This window comes from Sphingomonas zeae (genome assembly GCF_014197135.1).
Taxonomy (GTDB): Bacteria; Pseudomonadota; Alphaproteobacteria; order Sphingomonadales; family Sphingomonadaceae; genus Sphingomonas; species Sphingomonas zeae.
The window spans coordinates 448,557-469,782 of sequence record NZ_JACIFA010000001.1; the positions used below are offsets into that span (position 1 = coordinate 448,557).

Below are 21,226 nucleotides of genomic sequence, written 5' to 3' on the forward strand. Positions count from 1 at the left end.
GCGGTGGACCGGGCTCGCGCGATCCCGACCGACGCCGCTATAATGAAGGTCGCCCAATGACGGAGCAGACGAGCCGATGAGCCGCAAGATCCTGATCGTGGAAGATGACGCCTCAACCGCCGCCTATGTGGCCAAGGGGCTGGCCGAGGCGGGCTATGCCGTCGAGCAATGTGGGGACGGCCGCGATGGCCTGTTCCTGGCGAGCGAGGGCATATTCGACCTCATCATCGCCGACCGGATGCTGCCGCGTCTGGACGGGCTGGCCATGGTCAGCGCGATCCGCGCGGCAGGCATTTCGACGCCGGTGCTGATCCTGTCGGCGCTGGCCACGGTCGACGACCGAGTCGACGGGCTGAAGGCGGGGGCGGACGATTATCTGTGCAAGCCCTTTTCCTTCGCCGAACTGTCCGCGCGGATCGAGGCTCTGGTCCGCCGGTCCGACCGCGCCGCGTCCGAGCCGACCCGTACCAAGCTTTCCGTCGGCGACCTTGAGATCGACCTGCTGGCGCGCACCGTGACGCGCGCGGGCAAGATCATCCCGGTCGGCGCGCGCGAGTTCAACCTGCTGGAATTCCTCGCACGTCATGCGGGCCAAGTCGTCACCCGCACCATGATGCTGGAGAAGATCTGGAACTATCATTTCGACCCCGGCTCGAACGTGGTTGACGTCCATATCGGGCGGCTCCGGCGTAAGCTCGAGGAAGGATTCGGCACCCCGATCCTGCATACCGTGCGCGGTGCAGGCTATCGGCTGGCCGTGGAGGGGTGAAGCCTCGTCTGACGATCTCGGCGCGGATCGCGCTTCTGTCGATCATCCTCGCGCTGGTATCGAACCTGGCGCTGGTCGGCTTCATCTGGAAGCAGACCAGCGCCGATGCGGTGGCGGCGCTCCACCGCGAGATCGTCGAGCAGGCCGATGCGCTCCGGGCGGTGTGGCGAACCGGCGCGCTTCCCGCCTTGGCCGATGCGATTACCCAGGCGCGCGAGCCGGGCGACGTGTCGCTCGTGCTGGCGATCTTCGATTCGCGGGGGCACCGGATCGCGGGCTATGCGCCCGAGCATCTGGCGGTGCCGTTGGCCGACACGCCGTTCCGTATCGCGGTGCTGGGGCGCGACGGAGTGTGGAACGTGCGGGAGGCGGGGTATACGCTGCATCCGATCGGCACCGACTGGTTGTTGGTCGGGCGTCCGCTCGATCTGATCGAGGCGCAGCAGGTCGCGATCGAGCGGGCGCTGGCGCTGGCGGTGTTCCTGTCGCTGATGCTGGGGGCAGGTACCGGTCTGGTGCTCGCGCGCTATGTCGCGGGGCGGCTCAACAGCATCGTCGCGGTGATCGACGCGGCGGGCGAGGGCGATCTGTCGCGCCGCGTCTCGCTGGTGCGGGCGGGCGATGATGAGGGCGATGCCTTTGACCGGCTGGCCGAACGGCTGAACGCGATGCTGGGCAAGATCGAGCAGTTGATGGCCGAACTGCGCGTCGTCACCGACAGTCTGGCGCATGATCTGCGCTCGCCGCTGGCCCGCCTGCGCACCAAGACCGAACAGGCGGTGCTGATCGCCGATCCGGCGCAGCGTGAGGCGGCGCTGGGCGGCCTGCTGGTCGAAACCGATCTCATCATGCGGATGCTGACCATGGTGATCGAGATCAGCCGATCCGAATCGGTGACGCGCGACCGCTTCACCCTGGCCTCGCCGGTCGAGCTGGCCGAGGAGATCGGCGAACTCTATGCGCCGGTCGCCGAGGAAGCGGGCCTGCGTTTCCTGATCGAGGTGGAGGCGCGGCCCGCCCCGTTGCCGCTGCACCGCGAGCTGATGAGCCAGGCGCTGTCCAACCTGATCGACAACGCGTTGAAACATGGCGCGTCGGGCGGACAGGTGACGTTGCGGCTGCGCGAAGGCACGGAGGGCATCGTCTTCCAGGTCGAGGATCACGGCCCCGGCATCGCCGAGGCGGACCGAGCGCAGGCATTGAAGCGCTTCGGGCGGCTCGACACCGCGCGGACGACGCCGGGCGCGGGGCTGGGCATGGCCCTGATCGAGGCGGTGGCACGGCTGCACGGTGGGCGGTTCGAGCTGGGCGACAATGCGCCGGGGCTGGTTGCGCGGTTGGTGATTCCCTGATCCTCCCCGAAACGGGGAGGGGAACCACCGCGAAGCGGTGGTGGAGGGGGTGTGCGGCCAGATACGCCGCTTCTGTAAGCCCCCCCTCCGGCAGGCTGCGCCTGCCACCTCCCCGTGCCGGGGAGGATCGGACTTGCCCCGCCGCCTCAGCGCTTTACATCCCGCCGCATGGACACGCTTTCCCTGTTCGGTCTGATCGCCGTCTCGTTCACCCTGGTCTGCTATGCGATGGAATCGGGTTCGCACTGGTGGACGCTGGGCTTCTGCCTGGGGTGTGTCGCGGGATCGGCCTATGGCTTTCTTCAGGGCGCATGGCCTTTCGGGGTCGTGGAGATCGTCTGGGCGATCGTGTCCTTCCGCCGCTGGCTGACGCTCAAGCGCCTTCAAGCGATGAAGTTTGTGGAACCGATCGCTTGACACGGTGTTGCGCGGGGCCTAACTGACCGTCCTTCCAACACCATCGGTTGAACGACGCGCGACTTGCGTGCGTCGCGCTTCCGCGTGGCGGAACCATCGCGTTGAGATGGAGCATGTGCGGCCATGCCATGCTTCGTGGAGCTAGGAGAACAAGTTTCATGGCACGTATCGCGGGTGTTAACCTCCCGACCAACAAGCGCGTTCTGATCGCGCTGACCTATATCCACGGCATCGGCCCGGCCAAGGCGAAGCAGATCGCCGACAAGCTGGACATTGCCGCTGACCGCCGCGTTCAGGACCTGTCGGATCAGGAAGTGCTCCAGATCCGTGAGACCATCGACGCCGATCACACGGTGGAAGGCGATCTCCGTCGCGAAACCGCGATGAACATCAAGCGCCTGATGGACCTGGCCTGCTATCGCGGCCTGCGTCACCGCAAGGGCCTGCCGGTCCGCGGCCAGCGCACGCACACCAATGCGCGCACCCGCAAGGGCAAGGCAAAGCCGATCGCGGGCAAGAAGAAGTAAGATTTTCGCCCCTGGCGAAATTCAATTCTTCTCCGCCGGAGGGCGGCGCGAGGCAGACGGCTTCCCGCTCTTCGCATCAGAGATACAGGTCAGGATAGAATTCAATGGCACGTGAACCGCAGCGCATTCGCCGTCGCGAGCGCAAGAACATCACCGCCGGCGTCGCGCATGTGAACGCCAGCTTCAACAACACCATGATCACCATCACCGACGCGCAGGGCAACGCCATTTCGTGGTCGTCGGCCGGCATGATGGGCTTCAAGGGCTCGCGCAAGTCGACCCCGTATGCGGCGCAGGTCGCAGCGGAAGACGCGGGCAAGAAGGCCGCCGAGCACGGCGTCCGCACCCTGGAAGTCGAAGTCAAGGGTCCGGGTTCGGGCCGTGAGTCGGCGCTGCGCGCGCTGCAGGCGGTTGGTTTCCAGATCTCCTCGATCCGTGACGTGACCTCGATCCCGCACAACGGCGTGCGGCCTTCCAAGCGTCGCCGCGTCTGATGCTTCCCATGGCCGGCTGACGAGTCGGCCATGCCTCTCTCCACGGCTGGAACCGTCCCCGTTCCGGCCCATAACTCAGGGGAACCACGTGTCTGTCAACGCAAAGAACTGGCAGGAACTGAAGAAGCCCAACGCGCTCGAAAAGAAGGGCGGCGATGGCAAGCGGAAGGCGACGTTCGTTGCCGAACCGCTGGAGCGTGGCTTCGGCCTGACGCTGGGCAACGCGCTTCGCCGCGTTCTCCTGTCGTCGCTCCAGGGCGCGGCGGTCACCTCGATCAAGATCGAGAACGTGCTGCACGAGTTCTCGTCGCTGGCCGGTGTGCGTGAAGACGTCACCGACATCGTCCTGAACGTCAAGCAGCTCGCCATCCGTATGCAGGGCGAAGGCCCCAAGCGGCTCCAGCTGTCGGCGACCGGCCCCACCACCGTCAAGGCCGGCGACATCGCCGTCTCGGGCGACATCGAGGTCATGAACAAGGACCTGGTGATCTGCCATCTCGACGAAGGCGCGACGTTCAACATGGAACTGACCGCCGACATCGGGAAGGGCTATGTCCCCGCCGCGTCCAACCGTCCGGCCGATGCGCCGATCGGTCTGATCCCGGTCGACGCGCTGTATTCGCCGGTGCGCCAGGTGTCGTACAAGGTCGACCCGACCCGCGTCGGTCAGGACCTGGACTATGACAAGCTGACGCTCTCGGTCGAAACCGACGGCACCGTCACCCCGGAAGACGCCGTGGCCTATGCTGCGCGCATCCTCCAGGACCAGCTGGCGCTGTTCGTGCACTTCGACGACTCGGCGCTCACCCGCGCGGCCCCTGTCGGCCAGGCGGCGATCCCGGTCGCCGGTGGCGAGCCGCAGAGCGACGCGCAGCAGATCAACCGTTACCTTCTCAAGAAGGTCGACGAGCTGGAACTGTCGGTGCGTTCGGCGAACTGCCTGAAGAACGACAACATCATCTATATCGGCGATCTGGTCGGCAAGACCGAAGCCGAGATGCTGCGCACTCCCAATTTCGGCCGCAAGTCGCTGAACGAGATCAAGGAAGTGCTGTCGTCCATGGGGCTGCGCCTGGGCATGGAAATCCCCGGCTGGCCGCCTGAGAATATCGAGGAAATGGCCAAGAAGCTGGAACAGGAAATCATGGGCTGAGCCGCACGCGGATAGCCATGCTATCCGCGCGACGGCAAAAGCCCGGCCGGCGGGTCGCCCTAGGGCGGCCCGTTCGACGTCAGGATCGCGGCTTCGCCGAGATCCGGTCCGGTCCCTCCAGCAGCTTTGCTGAACCGCTTCCCGGCGAGAGCCGGAAAGTACAAGACAGGCGAAGGTGACGGCCTCGACGGTCACCAGGTCTGGGGTACCGTCAAACGGCCCCTTAACGAACGAAGGAACTACCCATGCGTCATCGCGTCGGCGGCCGTAAGCTGCAGCGTACCTCGGCTCATCGTATTGCGCTTTTCCGCAACATGGCGGCCGCGCTCATCAAGCATGAGCAGATCACCACCACCGTCGCCAAGGCGAAGGAACTGCGTCCCTATGTCGAAAAGCTGGTGACGCTGGCCAAGAAGGGCGGTCTTTCGAACCGCCGTCTGGCCCATGCCCGCCTGCTCGACGACGCGCAGCTGGTGAAGCTGTTCGACGTTCTCGCGTCGCGCTATGCCGACCGTAACGGTGGTTACACCCGCATCATCAAGGCTGGCATCCGCGCGTCGGACGCCTCGCCGATGGCGATCATCGAGTTCGTCGACCGTGACGTCTCGGCGAAGGGCCAGGATTCGGGTCCGGTCATGAACGAGGAAGATTTCGACGAAGCCGCCTAATCGCGCGCTTCATCGAAGACCTTCGAGGGAAGGGCCGCTCCAGCGATGGGGCGGCCCTTTTTCGTATGCGCCGGGCTCCCCCTCCTGCAAGCGGGAGGGGGTTGTGGGGAGGGCAGGGCGCCTCACCGAGACCATCGTTTGGGGCTTTCCCTCCCCCATCCCCTCCCGTTTACGGGAGGGGCGTGCCAAGTGTTGTCGTTCAGCATTCTGCAAGCCGGGTGGTTTCTTCTCTTACCAACAGGGGGAGAGGAACATGGGGAAAGCCTGCATTGCGTTGAGCCTTGCGACGATCGGGACGCTGTCGGGTTGTTCCACGCCCGATCGCAACTGGAACAAGGGCGTCGCCAAGCCCAGCGCCACCTGGCTTCATTATCACGCGAACAGGCCAAGACGAGCGCGGGCGGTGTGGCTGCGATCGTCGGGGCCGCCCTGGGGTTGCAGGCCGCAGGCTATGACCCGAACCGTCCCAGACCGCCCGCACCGCGCGCCGCCGATCCGCTCGCCCCGGTGCGCGGGACCGAAACGCCCGCAGTCTTCCGTGCGGACATCGATGAGGAGGCCGCCACCCGGGCTTGCAAGCTGGCGACGGAGGACGAGGCACAGCGCCAATATCCCCATGCGCTCCTCGAAGCCGTGGAGGCGGCCGAGCCGCTGAAGGATGTGCTGCTGGTGCGCGGGACGATCCGGCTGCGCGCGAAAAAGGCCGATCCCGGCGAGTTGCGCGCGTTCCGCTGCCGGGTCGATGCGCAGGCGGTCCGCATGGTCGCGATCGACCCGCCCGAAACGCGCGCACCCCGGTAGCTTTTCTGACAGGACATCGCTATCGGACCGCCATGGAGCACCCCGACAGCATCCTCATCGTCGATTTCGGCAGCCAGGTCACCCAGCTTATCGCACGCCGCGTGCGCGAGGCGGGGGTCTATAGCGAGATCGTGCCCTTCCAATCCGCCGGTGAGGCGTTCGCGCGGATCAAGCCCGCTGCCGTCATCCTGTCGGGTGGTCCCGCCTCGGTCGTCGACGAGAATAGCCCGCGCATTCCGCAGGCCATCCTCGACAGCGGCCTGCCGATGCTGGGCATATGCTATGGCCAGCAGGCGCTGACCGAGCAGCTCGGCGGCAAGGTCGAAAAGGGCGACAGCGGCGAGTTCGGCGAGGCGTTCATCACCGTCGAGGACGAATGCACGCTGTTCGACGGCCTGTGGGCGAGGGGTGAGCGCCATCAGGTGTGGATGAGCCATGGTGACAAGGTGACCGCGCTGGCCCCCGGCTTCCGCGTCGTCGCGACCAGCCCGGGCGCGCCTTATGCGATCATCGCCAATGACGAGCGCCGCATCTACGCGATGCAGTTTCACCCGGAGGTCGTGCACACGCCGGACGGCGCCAAGCTGATCGCCAATTTCGTGCGCCATGTCGCGGGGCTGACCGGCGACTGGACCATGGCCGAGTTCCGTGCTGCCAAGATCGCCGAGATCCGCGAGCAGGTGGGCGACGGGCGGGTGATCTGCGGTCTGTCGGGCGGGGTCGACTCGTCGGTCGCGGCGCTGCTGATTCACGAGGCGATCGGCGACCAGCTGACCTGTGTGTTCGTCGATGGCGGCATCCTGCGCCAGGGCGAGGCCGAACAGGTCGTCAGCCTGTTCCGCGGCCATTACAACATCCCGCTCGTCCATGTGGACGCCCAGGACCTGTTCATGGACGGCCTGGCGGGCGTCACCGACCCCGAGGCCAAGCGCAAGTTCATCGGCAAGACCTTCATCGACGTGTTCGAGGCCGAGGCCAAGAAGATCGGCGGTGCCGAATTCCTGGCGCAGGGGACGCTCTATCCGGACGTGATCGAAAGCGTCAGCTTCACGGGCGGTCCGTCGGTGACGATCAAGAGCCACCACAATGTCGGCGGCCTGCCTGAGCGCATGAACATGAAGCTGGTCGAGCCGCTGCGCGAGCTGTTCAAGGACGAGGTTCGCGTGCTTGGCCGCGAGCTGGGCCTGCCGGACGTGTTCGTCGGCCGCCATCCTTTCCCCGGACCCGGCCTGGCGATCCGCATCCCCGGCGAGGTGACGCGCGAGCGTTGCGATATCCTGCGCAAGGCGGACGCCATCTATCTTGAGGAAATCCGCAAGGCGGGTCTGTACGACGCGATCTGGCAGGCGTTCGCGGTGCTGCTGCCGGTGCGCTCGGTCGGCGTGATGGGCGATGGCCGCACCTACGACTCGGTGCTGGCACTGCGCGCGGTGACCTCGGTCGACGGGATGACGGCGCAGGCGTTCGACTTCCCAGGTGATTTCCTGCCGCGCGTAACGACCCGGATCATCAACGAGGTGAAGGGCATCAACCGCGTGGTGTACGATTATACCAGCAAGCCGCCCGGCACGATCGAGTGGGAATGATTTTTACCCATCCGGTGGTATCCGTCTGTACGCCATGGCGCTACCTAACTCGCTGAATAATATCAATAAATACTGCGTCGTCTATCATCATCTATCGAGCAGCAGTGCCTCGGCTTGACGGTATAGCGGACGGCATAGGGAAACTTGTTCGATGCCGGATTTCTCTATACCGTCACAGCTAAGAGAGCTGCTGACGGTATAGTTTTTGGCCGTAAATAGCTAGAAACACGAGGGAAAAGCGCGTTCAGCGTCCCCTGTTTCGGCCTGACGGTATAATTGGCGCCTCTCTGCTGTTTTTGAACAGAATTGGAGGCATCAATGCTTACTGACACAGCAATTAAGGCACTGAAACCACAGAAGAAATTGTACAAGGTAAGCGACCGTGACGGTATGTACGTCGTGGTCCAGCCATCAGGTGCGATCGTGTTCCGGTACGACTATCGACTCAACGGCCGGCGCGAGACGCTGACGCTCGGTCGATACGGCCCTGACGGCCTCTCGCTTGCCAGGGCGCGCGAGAAGCTGATCGATGCGAAGCGGACCATTTCAGAGGGACGGTCGCCTGCTCAAGAGAAGCAGCATGACAAGCGTCGACTGAAAGAGGCGAAGCGGTTCGGCGAGTTCGGCGAAAAGTGGTTCCAAGAGTCGCGTATGGCCGATAGCACGCGGGCTATGCGGCGCTCCATCTACGAGCGCGACATCCTGCCGATATTCCGAAACAGGCTCCTGACGGAGATCACGCCCGACGATCTCCGTATGATGTGTGGGAAGGTGAAGGATCGCGGCGCTCCGGCTACGGCCGTCCATGTGCGCGATATCGTGAAGCTGATCTTTGCATTCGCGGTCTTGCATGGTGAGAAGGTCGCCAACCCGGCGGATGAAGTTGGGCCCGCGTCCATCGCGACCTTCGTACCAAAGGATCGGTCGCTATCACCGGCGGAGATCCGCGTCATGCTCGGTCAGCTTGAGCATGTGCCGACGCTGCCGACCATACGGTTGGGAATGAAACTCTTCCTCTTGACGATGGTCAGGAAGAGCGAGCTCCAGGATGCCACTTGGGATGAGGTCGATTTCGAGAACGCCGTCTGGTCGATACCCAAGGAAAGAATGAAGCGGTCGAAGGCACACAACGTCTACCTGTCACAGCAGGCCGTCGACATCTTCATCGCGCTGAAAACCTGCGCGGGCAATTCGCGCTATGTCCTCCCGTCGAGATATGACGCTGACGCGCCGATGTCGCGGGCGACGTTCAATCGGATTACGACTGCGGTGGTTGTTAGGGCGAAGAAGGAGGGGCTGCCACTCGAACCCTTCACTGTTCACGATCTTCGACGCACCGGCTCGACCTTATTGAATGAGCTCGGTTTCAACAGTGACTGGATCGAGAAATGCCTGGCGCATGAGGACGGACGGTCCTCGCGCGGTGTCTACAACAAGGCGGAGTATGAGCATCAACGCCGGCACATGATGCAGGAGTGGTCCAATCTGGTAGACGCATGGGTCGTGGGTCGGAAGTATGTGCCGACCTTACTCCCGGCCACGATGGAGCTGCTTGAGCTCGAGCCTAGTGTTTGACCGGCCGAGAACGACGCAATCTCACATCGGGACTGGGAGCGCGCTTAACGGTGCTAGCCCGAGAGGCATGGCGTCGAGCGTCGAGCCAGGCTTCGACCTCTGCCAAGTCCCAGACGACGCAGCGCGAGGTAAGATAGAAGCGCTGCGGGAATTCTCCTCGCTGCTCCATGTCGTAGATCGTGCTGTCGGCAAGCGGCACGATCTCTCGCAACTGCTGCCGGCGAATTGTCCTGCGGGCGACATGGGGCGCAGCACTCATACTCTATCTCCACGTTTTTACTTTTGTGAAGATAGAAGACGATAGATCGCCCACTTTGAAGCCCGCGCGTAAACGTGTGCGGTAATATCGGGGCATAGCGTACACATCGGACGGGTAGTCCCAGCGAGCAGGTGTCGCCTAAGAGCAACCCCTAAGCCTTCGCCCCTGTTTGAAAAGCCGCCGCCCGTAGAAATTTAGCCTGGTCGAACGCACGATTCACTTCATAATCCGCCGGAGCAATCCATGTCGGTTCGAGTCCGACCGCCCGCACCATCGCTCAGAACCGGCTTTAGCAGAAGGGCTGCGTAGCTCTGGACGCCACGCGACGACGGGCGTGGGCGCATGTCCGGCGGCGCCGGCTACCGTTGTCCAATCTCTTGCAGGGTCAAGGCAACCATGATGCGAGTGGAGCACAGTGCCACGCGCAGGACCGTTTTGAGCGGCGACTGCGGAAACCGACTGTCCGCTGAGGCGGGCCGAGTCAGTAGCGCGAGAAGGTCAAGCTCGTCTCGAGCTAGAGGATGGTGGTGACCTGCGACAACCGGACGTCCAAGGCACGCCTCGAAGCTTGAAAACAACGCGTCGAGGACGGGTGCGAGGACTTCGCAGGCGCATGGTGCGAGTAATCGGGCGAGGTGCGGTTGGACCAGCCGGGTTTCCCGCCGTGCTAAACACCAGCAGCGCATAGCTTTGACGAGGAAAGCACGTTTCGCAGCGATCGGGCGCTGAGTGTGGCCGACGCACACATGCATTGTATGGCCCTTCTCGCGCCCCTCCGGTCCCCGTTTGGTATCGAGCGATCTTATATCTGCTCAGGCGATGGAAAGGGTGCGACCCGAAGGCTCCGCGTCCGAGCTGGCTGTCCTATTCCGAGGTTGGGTCCAACAGCGCGGTCTCTGCCGTCTTGCTGATGTCCCTGAGATAGTCCTGGAACGCGGCAAGGCGTGAGCGGACGAACTCCGCCTGAAGATCTGCCGCCTCTTTGAAATCTCGAACCTGCATCAGGCGCGTCAGATGCTCGGTGCTCGCTGCGGCGGTCGCCTGCGAGTAGGCGATGGTTTTCGTAGTCGTTTCCACCGCCAGCTTGCTCGCTCGCACGCCGTTTGCGCGCGCGGCACTCAGGGACGACTGTCCCGACTTCATGGCCACGTCGAGGACTTGGTGCATCCGATCGAGGTTCGCGGCGGCCAGCGTCCGCGCGCCAACGTCGCTATCAGGAGGGCTGTCGTTCGCGGTCATGACTCGTCCTACGTCGCTTCGGTTTCGGCCATGTCAGTAGACCTTCAACCGACTAGAGTCAACCGAACCGTTCGGTTGACTCTAGGGCATCTCGGGGAGTAGTCGGTAGACGGCAGAAGCAGCTCAGAATGTGGGCCACAGGTCAGTTTCAATAGGAGAACTGTCCATGGATTTTGATGAGGTGAGGTCGCGGGCGTTTGCGATGCCTGTATGTAACCCGGCGTTCCCGCGCCCGCCCTATCGGTTCTACAACCGCGAATACATCGTCATCAAATACCGAACCGACCCAGAAGCGTTGCGGGAAGTGGTTCCGGCACCGCTCGAAATAGACGAGCCGGTTGTGAACTATGAGTTCATCAGGATGCCGGACTCGACTGGGTTCGGCGACTATACGGAGACCGGGCAGGTTATCCCGGTGCGCTTCAACGGCGTGCCGGGGGGCTATGTCCACTCCATGTATCTGGACGACGATGCGCCTATCGCCGGAGGGCGAGAAATCTGGGGCTTTCCGAAGAAGCTCGCCACGCCTTCAATCGCCCATGAATCGGACGTGATCGTTGGCAAGCTTCACTATGGAAGCGCGCTCTGCGCCCTGGGCACGATGGGCTACAAGCACGTCATTCTCGATCATGAACCGATCCTTGCGGCCATGCGGCAGCCCAACTTCATGCTCAAGGTGATCCCTCACGTCGATTGCACGCCGCGCATCTGTGAACTGGTGCGCTATCATCTTGAGGATATCGACCTGAAGGGCGCGTGGGGCGGCCCCGCCGCGCTCGATCTCTACCCGCACGCTCTCGCCGACGTCGCAAGGCTGCCAGTGCGCGAGATTGTCGCGGCAACCCATTTCATCGCGGATCTCACGCTGGGATTGGGTGAGGTCGTCCATGACTATCTGAAGGATGATCCGCGGGTATGATCCGGTGCCAATCGCGCACGCAGCGTCGAGACGCCGCCTCAGTCCCGGACATCCAGCGGCGACCGCGCTTTCGAGGCGAGGCCGCGCGCCGTGGCAAGTGAGAGATTCGATTTCCTGCTGCTGGGCGGCGGTTTGGCCAGCGCGACAGCGGCGGAGACGTTGCGGCGCGAGGGCGCCATTGGCACGATCGGCATCCTCTCGGCTGAGGAATTCCCGCCATATCATCGTCCCAGACTGTCGAAGCAATATCTTATCGGAACGTCGACGGACGTCGATATCCTCGTCCATCCTGTCGACTACTATCGCCAGCAGAACATAAGCCTCGTCCTCGGCGCCGAGGTGACAGCCGTCGATCCGGCGTCACGGACGGTTCGGACAGACGACGGCGACTCATTCGAGTATGGCAAACTGCTGATCGCCACGGGCGCCGCCCCGCGTCGCCTTGACGTGTCGGGCGCGGATAAGGAGGGGGTCTTCTACCTTCGGCGCAAAGTCGATTGCGACGTCGTGCGGAAAGCGGCTCAGCCAGGCCGTAAGGTGGTGGTACTCGGTGCGAGTTTCCTCGGCATGGAAATCGCGCTCTCGCTGATCGAGTTGGGCCTGGAGGTGACGATGCTCGACATCGCCACGCGGGTGTTGCCGCATCTGGAAGCGCCGGCGATCTCGACCTTCTTCCAGGGATATGCTGAAGGGAAAGGGGCGACGATCCTGCTCGACGACACGGCGGTCGAGGTGATCGGGGACGGCCACGTGGCGGGGGTCCGCACGCAAAAAGGGCGCGAAATCCCGTGCGACATGGTGATCGTCAGCGTCGGAGTCATGCCGGCCACCAGTTTTCTCGATGGTAGCGGTATTCTGCTTGAGCATGGCTTCGTCGCCGTTGACGACAGACTGCGCACGAACACCGAGGATGTCTTTGCGGCAGGCGACGTTACGTCCTTCTACGATCCAGTGTTTCGGCGTAGGCGCCATATTGAGCATTGGGACAATGCTGTTCGCCAGGGGCGCCTTGCCGCCCGGAATATGATCGGACGTCGGCTCCGGTACGATGAAGTTTCCTACTTCTATTGCGAAATGGGCGAGTTGGGCTTCGACATGCTTGGCATTCCGGAGAACGCCGAGGATTGGATCAGTCGAGGCGACCTGAAGGATGGTTCCTATGCGCTCTTTTATCTGCGCGACGACGTTCCGCAGGCCGCCTTCTCCATGGGCCGCCCGTCAAGCGAGATCCGGGTAGCCGAGGGGCTGATCCGATACCGGGTCAACCTTGAGCGATATCGGGACCAACTCGGCGATCCGGCATACCTGCTCGAAACCATTCCCGCGCAGAAGGTGCTCGTCTTGCAGGGCGGAGGCGCGCTTGGTGCGTTCGAGTGCGGCGTCGTTCACGCGCTGGAGGAAGAGCATATCTTCCCAGATATTGTCGCGGGCGTGTCGATCGGCGCGTTAAATGGCGCCATCATCGCCGGAAATCCCCGCCACTCCACCGAAGCGCTCCAATCATTCTGGAATGACCTTACAGTCGTCGCGCCGCCGTTGCCATTTGCGGAAATGCGTCGCGCCGCCGTCGGGGCTCAGATCCTGGCCTTTGGCGTGCCAAAGTTTTTCAAGCCCCGCTGGATGCCGCCCTTCGATTTCCTGGCCCCGTGGACCGGCTATTACGACACGTCGCCTATGCGGAGGCTCATTGCGCAGTATGTCGATTTCTCGAGCCTCAAGAGCAGCCCGGTCAGACTGCTGGTGGGCGCGGTCAACGTGACAACCGCGCAGTTGGAAGTCTTCGACAGCTACATCGACGATCTGACGCCGGATCATGTTCTGGCGAGCGGAAGCTTGCCGCCGGGCTTCTCCTGGACGGTGGTGGACGGCACGGCCTATTGGGATGGTGGTATCGTCAGCAACTCGCCGCTGGATCTGGTGCTCGATCGGTGCGGCCCGGACGGGAAGCGGATCTATATCGTCGATCTCTTCGCGGGCGACGCGCCGCTTCCGACCAACATGATCGAGGTTCTCGCGCGGCGCGACGAGGTCGTCTATTCCGAACGTGTGCGCAGCGATCTCCGCATTCGCGAAATGACCGACGCGTACCGCAGCATGATCAACATTATTCTGTCGGGCATCGATCAGGTCGAGCGCGCGAAGATTATGCGGCATCCCCGCTTCATTCAGTTGATGGGCGACGGCTTCACCAACGAGATCACGCGGTTCCAACGCCCTCGCAGACCGGGCGAAGCGTCATCTCGCGACTATGACTTCTCGGACGAATCGATCCGACGGCTGCAAGCCGAAGGCTATGATTTAGTAAAGCAGACGCTGGTCAAAACCAGCAAGGCGGGCGTGTCAGCCACGCCCAAAGCCAGTTCCGCGCTCGAAGAAATCAAGCACGCCGAAGCGGCAGCAGGCACGGCAGCCGGCCGATCGCTCTCGGGCGCCGACGCGGTTCTCCAGACGATTGCGCAGGCTGCGCCAGTTCTTGGCACCCCGCGGAAACGGAAAAGCAAAAAGGAGTCTCCATGATGCTGTCAGGCAAGGTCGCGGTCATTACAGGTGCGGCAAGCGGAATCGGCAATGACATCGCGCTCGAGTTCGTGCGCCACGGGGCGAAGGTCGTGATCGCCGATCTCCAGCTCGAGAAGGCCGAAGCTGCGGCGGCGGTGCTCGATCCCAAAGGTGAGGCAGCGATGGCCGTCGCGATGGATGTCGCCGACGAGCGCCAAGTGGAAGCTGGCGTCGAGGCCGTCATAAAGCGCTTTGGCTGCGTTGACATTCTGGTTTCGAACGCAGGAATCCAGATCGTCGCACCGCTGGATGAGTTCAAATTTTCGGACTGGAAACGGCTGCTCGCGATCCATCTCGACGGCGCATTCCTGACGACGCGGGCGTGCCTCAAGCACATGTACGCCCAGGGCGGCGGCAGTGTCATTTACATGGGCTCCGTCCATTCCAAGGAAGCGTCCGTACTGAAAGCGCCCTATGTGACGGCGAAGCATGGACTCATCGGGCTGGCGAAGGTCGTTGCGAAGGAGGGCGCGGCGCACGGTGTCCGCGCGAACGTGATATGCCCCGGCTTTGTCCGCACGCCCCTAGTCGAAAAGCAGATCCCGGAGCAGGCACGGGAGCTGGGGATCAGCGAGGAAGACGTGATCAAGAAGGTGATGCTCAAGGAGACTGTGGATGGCGAGTTCACGACCGTCGAAGACGTCGCCCGCACCGCGGTGTTCCTCGCGGGGTTCCCGAGCAACGCGCTGACGGGTCAGTCCATCGTCGTCAGCCACGGTTGGTTCATGCAATAAGGTTCTTCCGATGCCTCAGCCGGTCTCCGGGTGTCGATCGCTGCACGACGCTAGGTGATGCCTATTGATGCGACTGCGGCGCGGATGCTCCTGATCTCCGGCCGTAAGCGGCCGCGAACGCCTCAACTGCTGAGTCGACCAAGTAGTTGATTTCGCCGCTATCCGGGGCCTCGCGGACACAGAGCAGAAACTCGAGCCAGATATCCGCCTGGCAAAGGCGAACGAACTGAGACGCTGCGAGTGAGACATCTGGAATCGCGAAGTGACCTTGCTCGACGCAACGATGCAGGAAAGCTGTGAGCTTATCGTGTGCGGCCTTCGGGCCGCCATCGTAGAATAGCTTTCCAATCTTCGGGAACCGGCTTGCCTCTGCGATGACTAGGCGCAGGATCGCCGAGACGGTCGGATGAGTGGTCAGCTTCAAATATCTGACACCTAGCTCGCGTAGAGCCGCGGCCGGATTTTCGGTATGTTCTGGCAGCTCAAAGACGAGGTTCGCCCGCGCCTCGATTTCCGAGTGCATGAACTCGTCGAACATCTGCTCCTTGCTATCGAAGTAGGTGTAGAGCGTGCCTTTCGAGCCGGCCCCTGCTTTCGCGATATCGCCCATCGATGTACCAGCGAAACCGTTCTCGAGAAACAATCTTCCCGCGACATTGAGAATGTGCGTGCGTTTATCGCTGGATTGCTGGCTCGCCATCGTCATTCCTGCGTTTTCTCTGCCCGACATAGCTCCGCTCCAAGCCACTGGCTCTGGGATTCGTGTCATACCGAACGGTTCGGTTGACAGCGTAGTGGGTTCCATAGCGGAACACTCGGTCAATATGAAGCGAGCGGCGGGATGCACATTTCGTTTCGTGCCAGCTTGCCGTGCTGGCGGGCGCACGTCGAAATTTCCCGCGCGACGGGGGCGCGCGCGAGATTGAGCTTATCGGTTTCCAGGTTTATTGGACTGGCTATGCCGAAGCGTGGGTTGACGCCTTCATGTGGTGATCGCGTGCTGGATGCAGCAATTGATCAGTTCGGACGGCACGGGATTTGCGGTGCTAGTACGCGAGCGATCGCGGCGGCTGCCGGAACTGCGATGTCGTCGATTACCTATCACTATGGCGGAAAGGAAGGCATCTACCTCGCTGCGGCCTATCACATTGCAGAGCGCTGTGAGCGTGTGCTTGCTCCAACCCTAGAGAGGGCAAGCCTGGACGGCGAACTGGACGGAGAGGCAGCTATCGAGAAGATCGATGAACTCGTCGTCGATCTCCTTCATCTGATGCTGGATGACCAAAGTGCGCCGTGGGCGAGATTCATTTTGCGCGAACAACTGGAGCCGACGGATGCGTTCGATATTCTCTACTCCGCCGTATTGGAGCGTGTGGGCGACCGGCTGATTGACGTAATGGCGCAGCTCGGCCGGGGGCTATGGAGCAGCACCGAAATTCGCCTAAAGGCCTTTACAATCCTCAGCCAGGTGCGGATGTTCCGTACGGCACCTGAGATGCTGCAGCGTATGACCGGCCTCGATCCGACGAAGTCGGAGAATGCGGACGCTATCGAACAATTTGTGCGCCGGATTTGTAGAGCAACCCTGCTGGCTTAAATCGCTATACGAGCCCGCTTCCATTCTTCCATTTAACCGGCCGTCGATTGCGCCGCCTTCGCCGGGAGAGCGGTCATGCTCGAGATAGATCGCGCCTTCAGAATGGTTCTGAGGTCGTCCGCGCGCTGATGGATGCGTTGGATTAGGTGTGCGCCTCTTCATGAGTTTGGTCACGCTCGATCTTGTTCCGACCTGCATGACATTGCACCTCGCTCTCTGCCGTCCGTGTCACGACTTGTCGCGCGATCATCGCGCGCGCCGCGGACGAATCTCTTTACAGTCGTGCGCGCCCTCAGATCGAGTTCAGCAGGCGTCGGAATCCGGCCGATCTGAAGGACAGCTTGCAAATGGACGTCTCCACGGAGCATCGCGAGGAACCGCCGGGCGCCGGCTTCGCAGTCGACGAGATCAATGTGGCCGTCGCAGACGGCCCTGTCCAAAATCCTGGATACGACAGCGATTGCGCGTTTGGGGCCGTGTTCCGCGTAGACTCGTGTAGCGGCGGGATAACGCTCCGCCTCAAGGATGGCAGTGTAGCAGACCTCGATAAGCGAGGGAGTCATCATCGCCTCGAGCAGGTTGCGCCCGATGATCGTCAGAAGCTCCTCTAAAGGAAGCGATAGCTGATCCGCGCTCACGGCGAGCGCGTCGGCGGAATGCTGGCTGATGACTCTCGTGAATTGCTCGACGAGGAGATCTTCGACATTCTCGCGACGGGTTGACGTCTCTCTAAGCAGGCGGCGGAAGAGCCCGTGGGGTGTCCAGGTCCAGCTCCGGCGGCCGAGGACGAATGCAGTGAGAACGGCGCAATTCGACCAGCCGCGGAGTTGGCTGGCGTGTCCGGGCACCGCTTCACGAACCCTGAGAATGTCGCCGGTGCCGCCCCAGCGCAGGAACTTGACGGCGTCTGCGGGCGGCAGAATTGTCACCATCATGCGCGTCCACCACGGCTCAACGAGGAGCCAGCTTCCGGTGCTTGTTGGTCGCATTGCATAGACGTGCTTGTGTTTGCTGAGCACGAAGCGGTGCCACCACTGCGACTGAAGCCCGGGAACGAAGCAGACGATCCAGTCTACGGGCGGAACGGTAACGAGGGAGCCGTTCTCGTCGATGCTGTTGGCAAGGTCGCGGGGGACGCCTGGTACCGCCTTCTGATGGAGGGTAGGATGGTCCCGGCGCCGAAATCGGGCGGCTCGTACCTGCGCGGTTTCGTCGCTTGGGATCACGGCGCCCGCCTCCGCTTGCAGCCGTCTAGAATGAGGTCCACGCTCGCTGCGACCGCTCCGGAACCGTCGCATGCAGAGGCGGCGGCGGGATTCAGCACAAGCGCCTCATAAAGCGGCTCTCTGAGCATGCCGAGCAATTGCTCGGCGGCCAGACCGGCCTGCGGAACGTTGAGGACGCCTGCTCTATGCGCCTTGGCGAAGAACTGGCAGAGTTCGAAAGCGACTGAGGACGGACCGGCCTCGTAGACGCGCTTTCTCAGGTCGGGGCTGTGCGCCCCTTCAGCGACCATCAAGCGCACGAGAGCGATGATGGATGTGGAATATTCTTTCCATGCCAAAATGCCAAAGTTCGTCAGGACACGACGCGCAAATTCCACGTCGATGATCTGCCCGCAGTTGACGAGAGGATCGGAGAGCAAGGCTGCCTTGCGCTCCGCGATCGTGACGAGGAGATCGTCGATGCTACCGAAGGCCGAGAGGATTTCCTGCTTGGAATACCCTCCACGTTTGAGGACGGGGTCGATGCCGTTGAGCGTCTCGCTCGAGTCGTCGAGCTTCGCGCTGAGCGTATGCAGCATGTCATCCTGCTGTCCGCTTCCGCCTGGGGAGTCCTCGGTCCTTTCGCCGTTCATGCCATGCTCCTTCCGGTATAGAGAGGGGCGCGCCGCCGACAGTCTTGAGAAGATGCCGTGTCGCCTTGTGGCGCGCGGCGTGACGTGCCGCGCTATCTCGCCGATCTGGGCGGCTTCAAATCCTGCTCGTCTGATCAGGTCATATTCATCAGCATCATCGGGTGTTCGCAGGTGCCTTAGGACGACGAAGCGACGAAGAGCCTCAAGACGCGGATCCGCCAGACGATTGGCTTGTCGGGTCCCAAAGAGGATTCGAAGACACCTGCGCAGCCTGGATTCGTCCAATATGCTTGCCAAGTTGTCGGTCAGGGCGAGCTTTAAGACTGTCCATTCGAGTGATGACAGCTCGCTGGACCTTACAGACGTCTCTTCCCGTTCGACTTCCTCTTCATCGCCTGCTGCGAAACTCTCAGAGGAATTGCGTGCGGCGATCTCATTGTCGTTCGCGACCGGACTGCGACACCAAAGGTAGCAACGCCGATGGCGGTCGGAGGCCGAGTCGGATGGAGCACCGACATGATCGCCCGGCGGCTGTTCCGAGTCCGCAGCCATTGCTCACCGTCCTTTGGGCCGGCCGGCGCGATCAATGCCATAGATGCCGTGCAGGAAGATCCCGACGGCGGATGTCACCGCTGCTTCGGCCTCTGCCGGCGACGGCGGAGGCCGCAGACCGAGCACCACGCGCAGGTGGAGATTGTCACGGAACATGCCGACGAAATGGTCCGCCGCTGCGTGACAATCATCGAGATCGATTTCGCCGCGATCCCTTGCCTCTGCCAAGACTTCCGCAAGGCGGTCTGAAGCTCGGCCAGGTCCCTTGTCGAAGAAATCCTTGGCGAGTTCAGGGAAGCGCAACGCCTCAGGCATGATCGAGCGATAGACCCCGATCAGGCCCGGTGACATGTAGATTTCAAGCAAACGCCGGCCGAATTCGAGCAGAACCTCGTTCAGGCTGCGGCCCTCGAATCCGCCGACGGACAGCGCAGAAAGCGCGGTGTCGGCGCTTTCAGAAACGAGCGCAGTAAAGAGGCCCTCTTTGTTCCCGAACTCATTGTAGATGTTGCGCTTTGAGCCCCCGATGCGCTCGATGATCGCGTCGATGCTCGTCGCCGCATAGCCCTGCTCAAAGAAGACCTGCGCGGCTGCTTCGAGGATGGCGGTTCGCCGGCTATCCTGGGACGGGCGCTTCGCGCGGCTATCGGCAACCATTGGCAACTCCGTTCGCTTTTCCCTCTTGACTGGTAATGTACGTTACCTTACCAGTCAAGCCGGTAACGAGCATTACCGGCGGTGGACGATGCGGCGAATAGCGATTCTTGTGCTTGTGGGTGGGTTAGGCGGATGCGCGACTGTCCCGGACTTGGGACCTCGGCCTGATCCAGCCCAGCCCGGCGCCTTTGCAGCGACGCGCTCACTTGCCGGTACGTCCCAGGCCTGGCCCCAGGACGATTGGTGGCGGACGTTTGGAGACACGCAGCTTGATACACTGGTGGGGGAGGCCTTGCAGGGTTCACCCACAGTCGCGCAAGCAGCCGCACGCATCCGGATAGCTGTTTCTCAAGCAGATCTTGCGCGAGCCGCGCTCTTGCCAAGCGTCGGCGCCACCGCGACCGCGCGCGACTCTCGTCTCACGCAAAGTATCGGACTCCCTACTGATGGCGATTGGCACTGGCTGCTAGCGGGCCTGGTGAACATGAGTTGGGAGCTTGATCTTTGGGGAAAGAACAGTTCGGCATTACGCGCAGCCGTGTCGGCGAGAACGGCGGCCGAGGCGGATGAGGCGGCGGCGCGATTGGCCCTAGCTTCAGCGGTGTCCACGGCTTACGTTGACTTTGCTCAACTGCTGGTCCGTCGCGACGTCGCCGCAGATGCGGTCCGAATACGTCGTGAGACACGGGACTTAGTCGTGCGGCGGTTCGATGCTGGTCTCGAGCCGCGCACATCTGTGGAGCAGGCCGAAGGCGGTGTCGATGCTGCTGAAGCTCAGCTCGCGGCGATCAACGAGGCGATCGGACTCGGCCGAAACGCCCTTGCGGCCTTGGTTGGCGCAGGACCGGATCGCGGACTGGCGATTGAGCCGCCGTCGCTGACGACGCGGCGTCCCGACGCTCTACCCGCGAACATTCCTATCGAACTTGTCGGCCGGAATCCCGAGGTCGTATCTGCAAGGTGGCGTGTTGAGGCTGCGGCTGAGCGAATCGGTGTAGCACGCGCGGGTTTCTATCCGAACGTCAACATCAGCGGCTTGATAGGCCTTGCGTCGTTCGGACTCGACAATTTGTTCAGGTCCGAATCGGTGATCGGTTCGGTCGGGCCGGCGATCAGCCTGCCTATCTTTGACGGTGGCCGGTTGAGCGCACGATATCGCGGCGCTCGCGGTGAGTACGATACTGCCGTCGCCACCTATAACGAGACGCTTCTTCAAGCCTTGCATCATGCGGCTGACGCCGCGACGTCCCTGCGCGCGCTGCGCGAACGAGTGGATCGGACCAACGCCTCCGTCGCGCGTCAGGAGGCGGCGTATCGCCTCGCGAAAATGCGCTACGAGGGCGGGCTGTCCGACTACCAGAGAGTGCTCATCAGCGAGGACGCTCTTCTGAGTGCTCGTGAGCAAGCGGCCGCCCTGCGTCTACGGGGCTTCATCCTCGACATTGCCTTGGCGAAAGCCCTGGGCGGCGGCTTCAGAGCGGCTGTTCCAGCCCGTGACACCAATTCATGA

At 62.5% G+C, this 21,226-nt stretch carries 21 protein-coding genes; 15 read left to right on the top strand and 6 right to left on the bottom strand.

The window, feature by feature from the left end; translation table 11 throughout:
• The first annotated feature begins 76 nt into the window (after positions 1-76).
• The 10 genes from GGR45_RS02160 to GGR45_RS02205 all read left to right on the top strand — a co-directional run bounded on the left by GGR45_RS02160 (position 77) and on the right by GGR45_RS02205 (position 9,342).
• Positions 77-769 carry a response regulator transcription factor gene (locus tag GGR45_RS02160; protein ID WP_175313923.1) on the top strand — a complete coding sequence of 231 codons (693 nt, stop codon included), beginning with the start codon at positions 77-79 and terminating at the stop codon, positions 767-769.
• Positions 766-2,121, top strand: coding sequence for a sensor histidine kinase (locus GGR45_RS02165; RefSeq protein ID WP_175313925.1), 1,356 nt, complete (start codon positions 766-768; stop codon positions 2,119-2,121). The genes GGR45_RS02160 and GGR45_RS02165 overlap by 4 nt, the downstream gene beginning before the upstream one ends.
• A gap of 168 nt (positions 2,122-2,289) precedes the next feature.
• Positions 2,290-2,538: a hypothetical protein gene (locus tag GGR45_RS02170; protein WP_175313927.1), complete on the top strand. Its 249-nt coding sequence runs from the start codon at positions 2,290-2,292 to the stop codon at positions 2,536-2,538.
• A gap of 158 nt (positions 2,539-2,696) precedes the next feature.
• On the top strand, positions 2,697-3,065 hold the full coding sequence (rpsM, locus tag GGR45_RS02175; RefSeq protein ID WP_175313929.1) for a 30S ribosomal protein S13: 369 nt from the start codon (positions 2,697-2,699) through the stop codon (positions 3,063-3,065).
• A 104-nt stretch (positions 3,066-3,169) separates the two neighbouring features.
• Positions 3,170-3,559 (top strand): 30S ribosomal protein S11, encoded by a 390-nt coding sequence (rpsK, locus tag GGR45_RS02180; RefSeq protein ID WP_042486392.1) that lies wholly within the window; start codon positions 3,170-3,172, stop codon positions 3,557-3,559.
• Positions 3,560-3,647: 88 nt separating this feature from the next.
• Positions 3,648-4,712, top strand: a complete 1,065-nt coding sequence (locus tag GGR45_RS02185) for a DNA-directed RNA polymerase subunit alpha (protein WP_175313931.1) — start codon at positions 3,648-3,650, stop codon at positions 4,710-4,712.
• 245 nt (positions 4,713-4,957) lie between these two features.
• Positions 4,958-5,380, top strand: coding sequence for a 50S ribosomal protein L17 (gene rplQ / locus GGR45_RS02190; protein WP_175313933.1), 423 nt, complete (start codon positions 4,958-4,960; stop codon positions 5,378-5,380).
• 405 nt (positions 5,381-5,785) lie between these two features.
• Positions 5,786-6,181 (top strand): hypothetical protein, encoded by a 396-nt coding sequence (locus GGR45_RS02195; protein ID WP_175313934.1) that lies wholly within the window; start codon positions 5,786-5,788, stop codon positions 6,179-6,181.
• Between the two features lie 32 nt (positions 6,182-6,213).
• On the top strand, positions 6,214-7,767 hold the full coding sequence (gene guaA / locus GGR45_RS02200) for a glutamine-hydrolyzing GMP synthase (protein ID WP_175313936.1): 1,554 nt from the start codon (positions 6,214-6,216) through the stop codon (positions 7,765-7,767).
• A gap of 318 nt (positions 7,768-8,085) precedes the next feature.
• The gene (locus GGR45_RS02205; protein WP_021223132.1) at positions 8,086-9,342 is read left to right on the top strand and encodes a tyrosine-type recombinase/integrase; all 1,257 of its coding nucleotides are present in this window, start codon (positions 8,086-8,088) and stop codon (positions 9,340-9,342) included.
• Here GGR45_RS02205 and GGR45_RS02210 read toward each other — a convergent pair.
• Both GGR45_RS02210 and GGR45_RS02215 read right to left on the bottom strand, forming a co-directional pair.
• Positions 9,332-9,601 (bottom strand): helix-turn-helix transcriptional regulator, encoded by a 270-nt coding sequence (locus GGR45_RS02210; RefSeq protein WP_013039129.1) that lies wholly within the window; start codon positions 9,599-9,601, stop codon positions 9,332-9,334. The genes GGR45_RS02205 and GGR45_RS02210 overlap by 11 nt on opposite strands.
• An 864-nt stretch (positions 9,602-10,465) precedes the next feature.
• Positions 10,466-10,840 carry a phasin family protein gene (locus GGR45_RS02215; RefSeq protein ID WP_013039127.1) on the bottom strand — a complete coding sequence of 125 codons (375 nt, stop codon included), beginning with the start codon at positions 10,838-10,840 and terminating at the stop codon, positions 10,466-10,468.
• 166 nt (positions 10,841-11,006) lie between these two features.
• Between GGR45_RS02215 and GGR45_RS02220 the strand changes: the two genes are divergently transcribed.
• The 3 genes from GGR45_RS02220 to GGR45_RS02230 all read left to right on the top strand — a co-directional run bounded on the left by GGR45_RS02220 (position 11,007) and on the right by GGR45_RS02230 (position 15,052).
• Positions 11,007-11,759 carry an acetoacetate decarboxylase gene (locus GGR45_RS02220; RefSeq protein WP_013039126.1) on the top strand — a complete coding sequence of 251 codons (753 nt, stop codon included), beginning with the start codon at positions 11,007-11,009 and terminating at the stop codon, positions 11,757-11,759.
• Between the two features lie 90 nt (positions 11,760-11,849).
• Positions 11,850-14,276, top strand: coding sequence for an FAD-dependent oxidoreductase (locus GGR45_RS02225; protein ID WP_013039125.1), 2,427 nt, complete (start codon positions 11,850-11,852; stop codon positions 14,274-14,276).
• Positions 14,273-15,052, top strand: coding sequence for a 3-hydroxybutyrate dehydrogenase (locus GGR45_RS02230; RefSeq protein ID WP_013039124.1), 780 nt, complete (start codon positions 14,273-14,275; stop codon positions 15,050-15,052). The genes GGR45_RS02225 and GGR45_RS02230 overlap by 4 nt, the downstream gene beginning before the upstream one ends.
• A 61-nt stretch (positions 15,053-15,113) precedes the next feature.
• On the opposite strand, the gene GGR45_RS02235 is transcribed toward GGR45_RS02230, so the two are convergent.
• Positions 15,114-15,758 (bottom strand): TetR/AcrR family transcriptional regulator C-terminal domain-containing protein, encoded by a 645-nt coding sequence (locus GGR45_RS02235; RefSeq protein WP_013041695.1) that lies wholly within the window; start codon positions 15,756-15,758, stop codon positions 15,114-15,116.
• A 291-nt stretch (positions 15,759-16,049) separates the two neighbouring features.
• On the opposite strand from GGR45_RS02235, the gene GGR45_RS02240 reads away from it, so the two are divergent.
• On the top strand, positions 16,050-16,649 hold the full coding sequence (locus GGR45_RS02240; protein ID WP_161601894.1) for a CerR family C-terminal domain-containing protein: 600 nt from the start codon (positions 16,050-16,052) through the stop codon (positions 16,647-16,649).
• Between the two features lie 170 nt (positions 16,650-16,819).
• Here GGR45_RS02240 and GGR45_RS19785 read toward each other — a convergent pair whose 3' ends face one another.
• The 3 genes from GGR45_RS19785 to GGR45_RS02255 are packed head-to-tail and all read right to left on the bottom strand — an operon-like array spanning position 16,820 to position 19,716.
• Complete coding sequence (locus GGR45_RS19785) at positions 16,820-17,875, bottom strand: TetR/AcrR family transcriptional regulator C-terminal domain-containing protein (RefSeq protein ID WP_013041697.1); 1,056 nt, start codon at positions 17,873-17,875, stop codon at positions 16,820-16,822.
• Positions 17,872-19,059 (bottom strand): TetR/AcrR family transcriptional regulator C-terminal domain-containing protein, encoded by a 1,188-nt coding sequence (locus GGR45_RS02250; RefSeq protein WP_148225641.1) that lies wholly within the window; start codon positions 19,057-19,059, stop codon positions 17,872-17,874. Before GGR45_RS02250 ends, GGR45_RS19785 begins: the two co-directional genes overlap by 4 nt.
• A 3-nt stretch (positions 19,060-19,062) precedes the next feature.
• Complete coding sequence (locus tag GGR45_RS02255) at positions 19,063-19,716, bottom strand: TetR/AcrR family transcriptional regulator (RefSeq protein ID WP_013041699.1); 654 nt, start codon at positions 19,714-19,716, stop codon at positions 19,063-19,065.
• A gap of 88 nt (positions 19,717-19,804) precedes the next feature.
• On the opposite strand from GGR45_RS02255, the gene GGR45_RS02260 reads away from it, so the two are divergent.
• On the top strand, positions 19,805-21,226 hold the full coding sequence (locus GGR45_RS02260; protein WP_013041700.1) for an efflux transporter outer membrane subunit: 1,422 nt from the start codon (positions 19,805-19,807) through the stop codon (positions 21,224-21,226).

What these genes read in the sequence shown, in the direction of transcription:
- GGR45_RS02170 (WP_175313927.1), top strand. Translation starts at nt 2,290, where the DNA reads ATGGACACGCTTTCCCTGTTCGGTCTGATCGCCGTCTCGTTCACCCTG.
- GGR45_RS02260 (WP_013041700.1), top strand. Translation starts at nt 19,805, where the DNA reads ATGCGGCGAATAGCGATTCTTGTGCTTGTGGGTGGGTTAGGCGGATGC.
- GGR45_RS02210 (WP_013039129.1), bottom strand. Translation starts at nt 9,601, where the DNA reads ATGAGTGCTGCGCCCCATGTCGCCCGCAGGACAATTCGCCGGCAGCAG.
- rplQ (WP_175313933.1), top strand. Translation starts at nt 4,958, where the DNA reads ATGCGTCATCGCGTCGGCGGCCGTAAGCTGCAGCGTACCTCGGCTCAT.
- GGR45_RS02230 (WP_013039124.1), top strand. Translation starts at nt 14,273, where the DNA reads ATGATGCTGTCAGGCAAGGTCGCGGTCATTACAGGTGCGGCAAGCGGA.
- GGR45_RS02250 (WP_148225641.1), bottom strand. Translation starts at nt 19,059, where the DNA reads ATGGCTGCGGACTCGGAACAGCCGCCGGGCGATCATGTCGGTGCTCCA.
- rpsK (WP_042486392.1), top strand. Translation starts at nt 3,170, where the DNA reads ATGGCACGTGAACCGCAGCGCATTCGCCGTCGCGAGCGCAAGAACATC.
- GGR45_RS02215 (WP_013039127.1), bottom strand. Translation starts at nt 10,840, where the DNA reads ATGACCGCGAACGACAGCCCTCCTGATAGCGACGTTGGCGCGCGGACG.
- GGR45_RS02205 (WP_021223132.1), top strand. Translation starts at nt 8,086, where the DNA reads ATGCTTACTGACACAGCAATTAAGGCACTGAAACCACAGAAGAAATTG.
- GGR45_RS02160 (WP_175313923.1), top strand. Translation starts at nt 77, where the DNA reads ATGAGCCGCAAGATCCTGATCGTGGAAGATGACGCCTCAACCGCCGCC.
- GGR45_RS02220 (WP_013039126.1), top strand. Translation starts at nt 11,007, where the DNA reads ATGGATTTTGATGAGGTGAGGTCGCGGGCGTTTGCGATGCCTGTATGT.
- GGR45_RS02235 (WP_013041695.1), bottom strand. Translation starts at nt 15,758, where the DNA reads ATGACGATGGCGAGCCAGCAATCCAGCGATAAACGCACGCACATTCTC.
- rpsM (WP_175313929.1), top strand. Translation starts at nt 2,697, where the DNA reads ATGGCACGTATCGCGGGTGTTAACCTCCCGACCAACAAGCGCGTTCTG.
- guaA (WP_175313936.1), top strand. Translation starts at nt 6,214, where the DNA reads ATGGAGCACCCCGACAGCATCCTCATCGTCGATTTCGGCAGCCAGGTC.
- GGR45_RS02255 (WP_013041699.1), bottom strand. Translation starts at nt 19,716, where the DNA reads ATGGTTGCCGATAGCCGCGCGAAGCGCCCGTCCCAGGATAGCCGGCGA.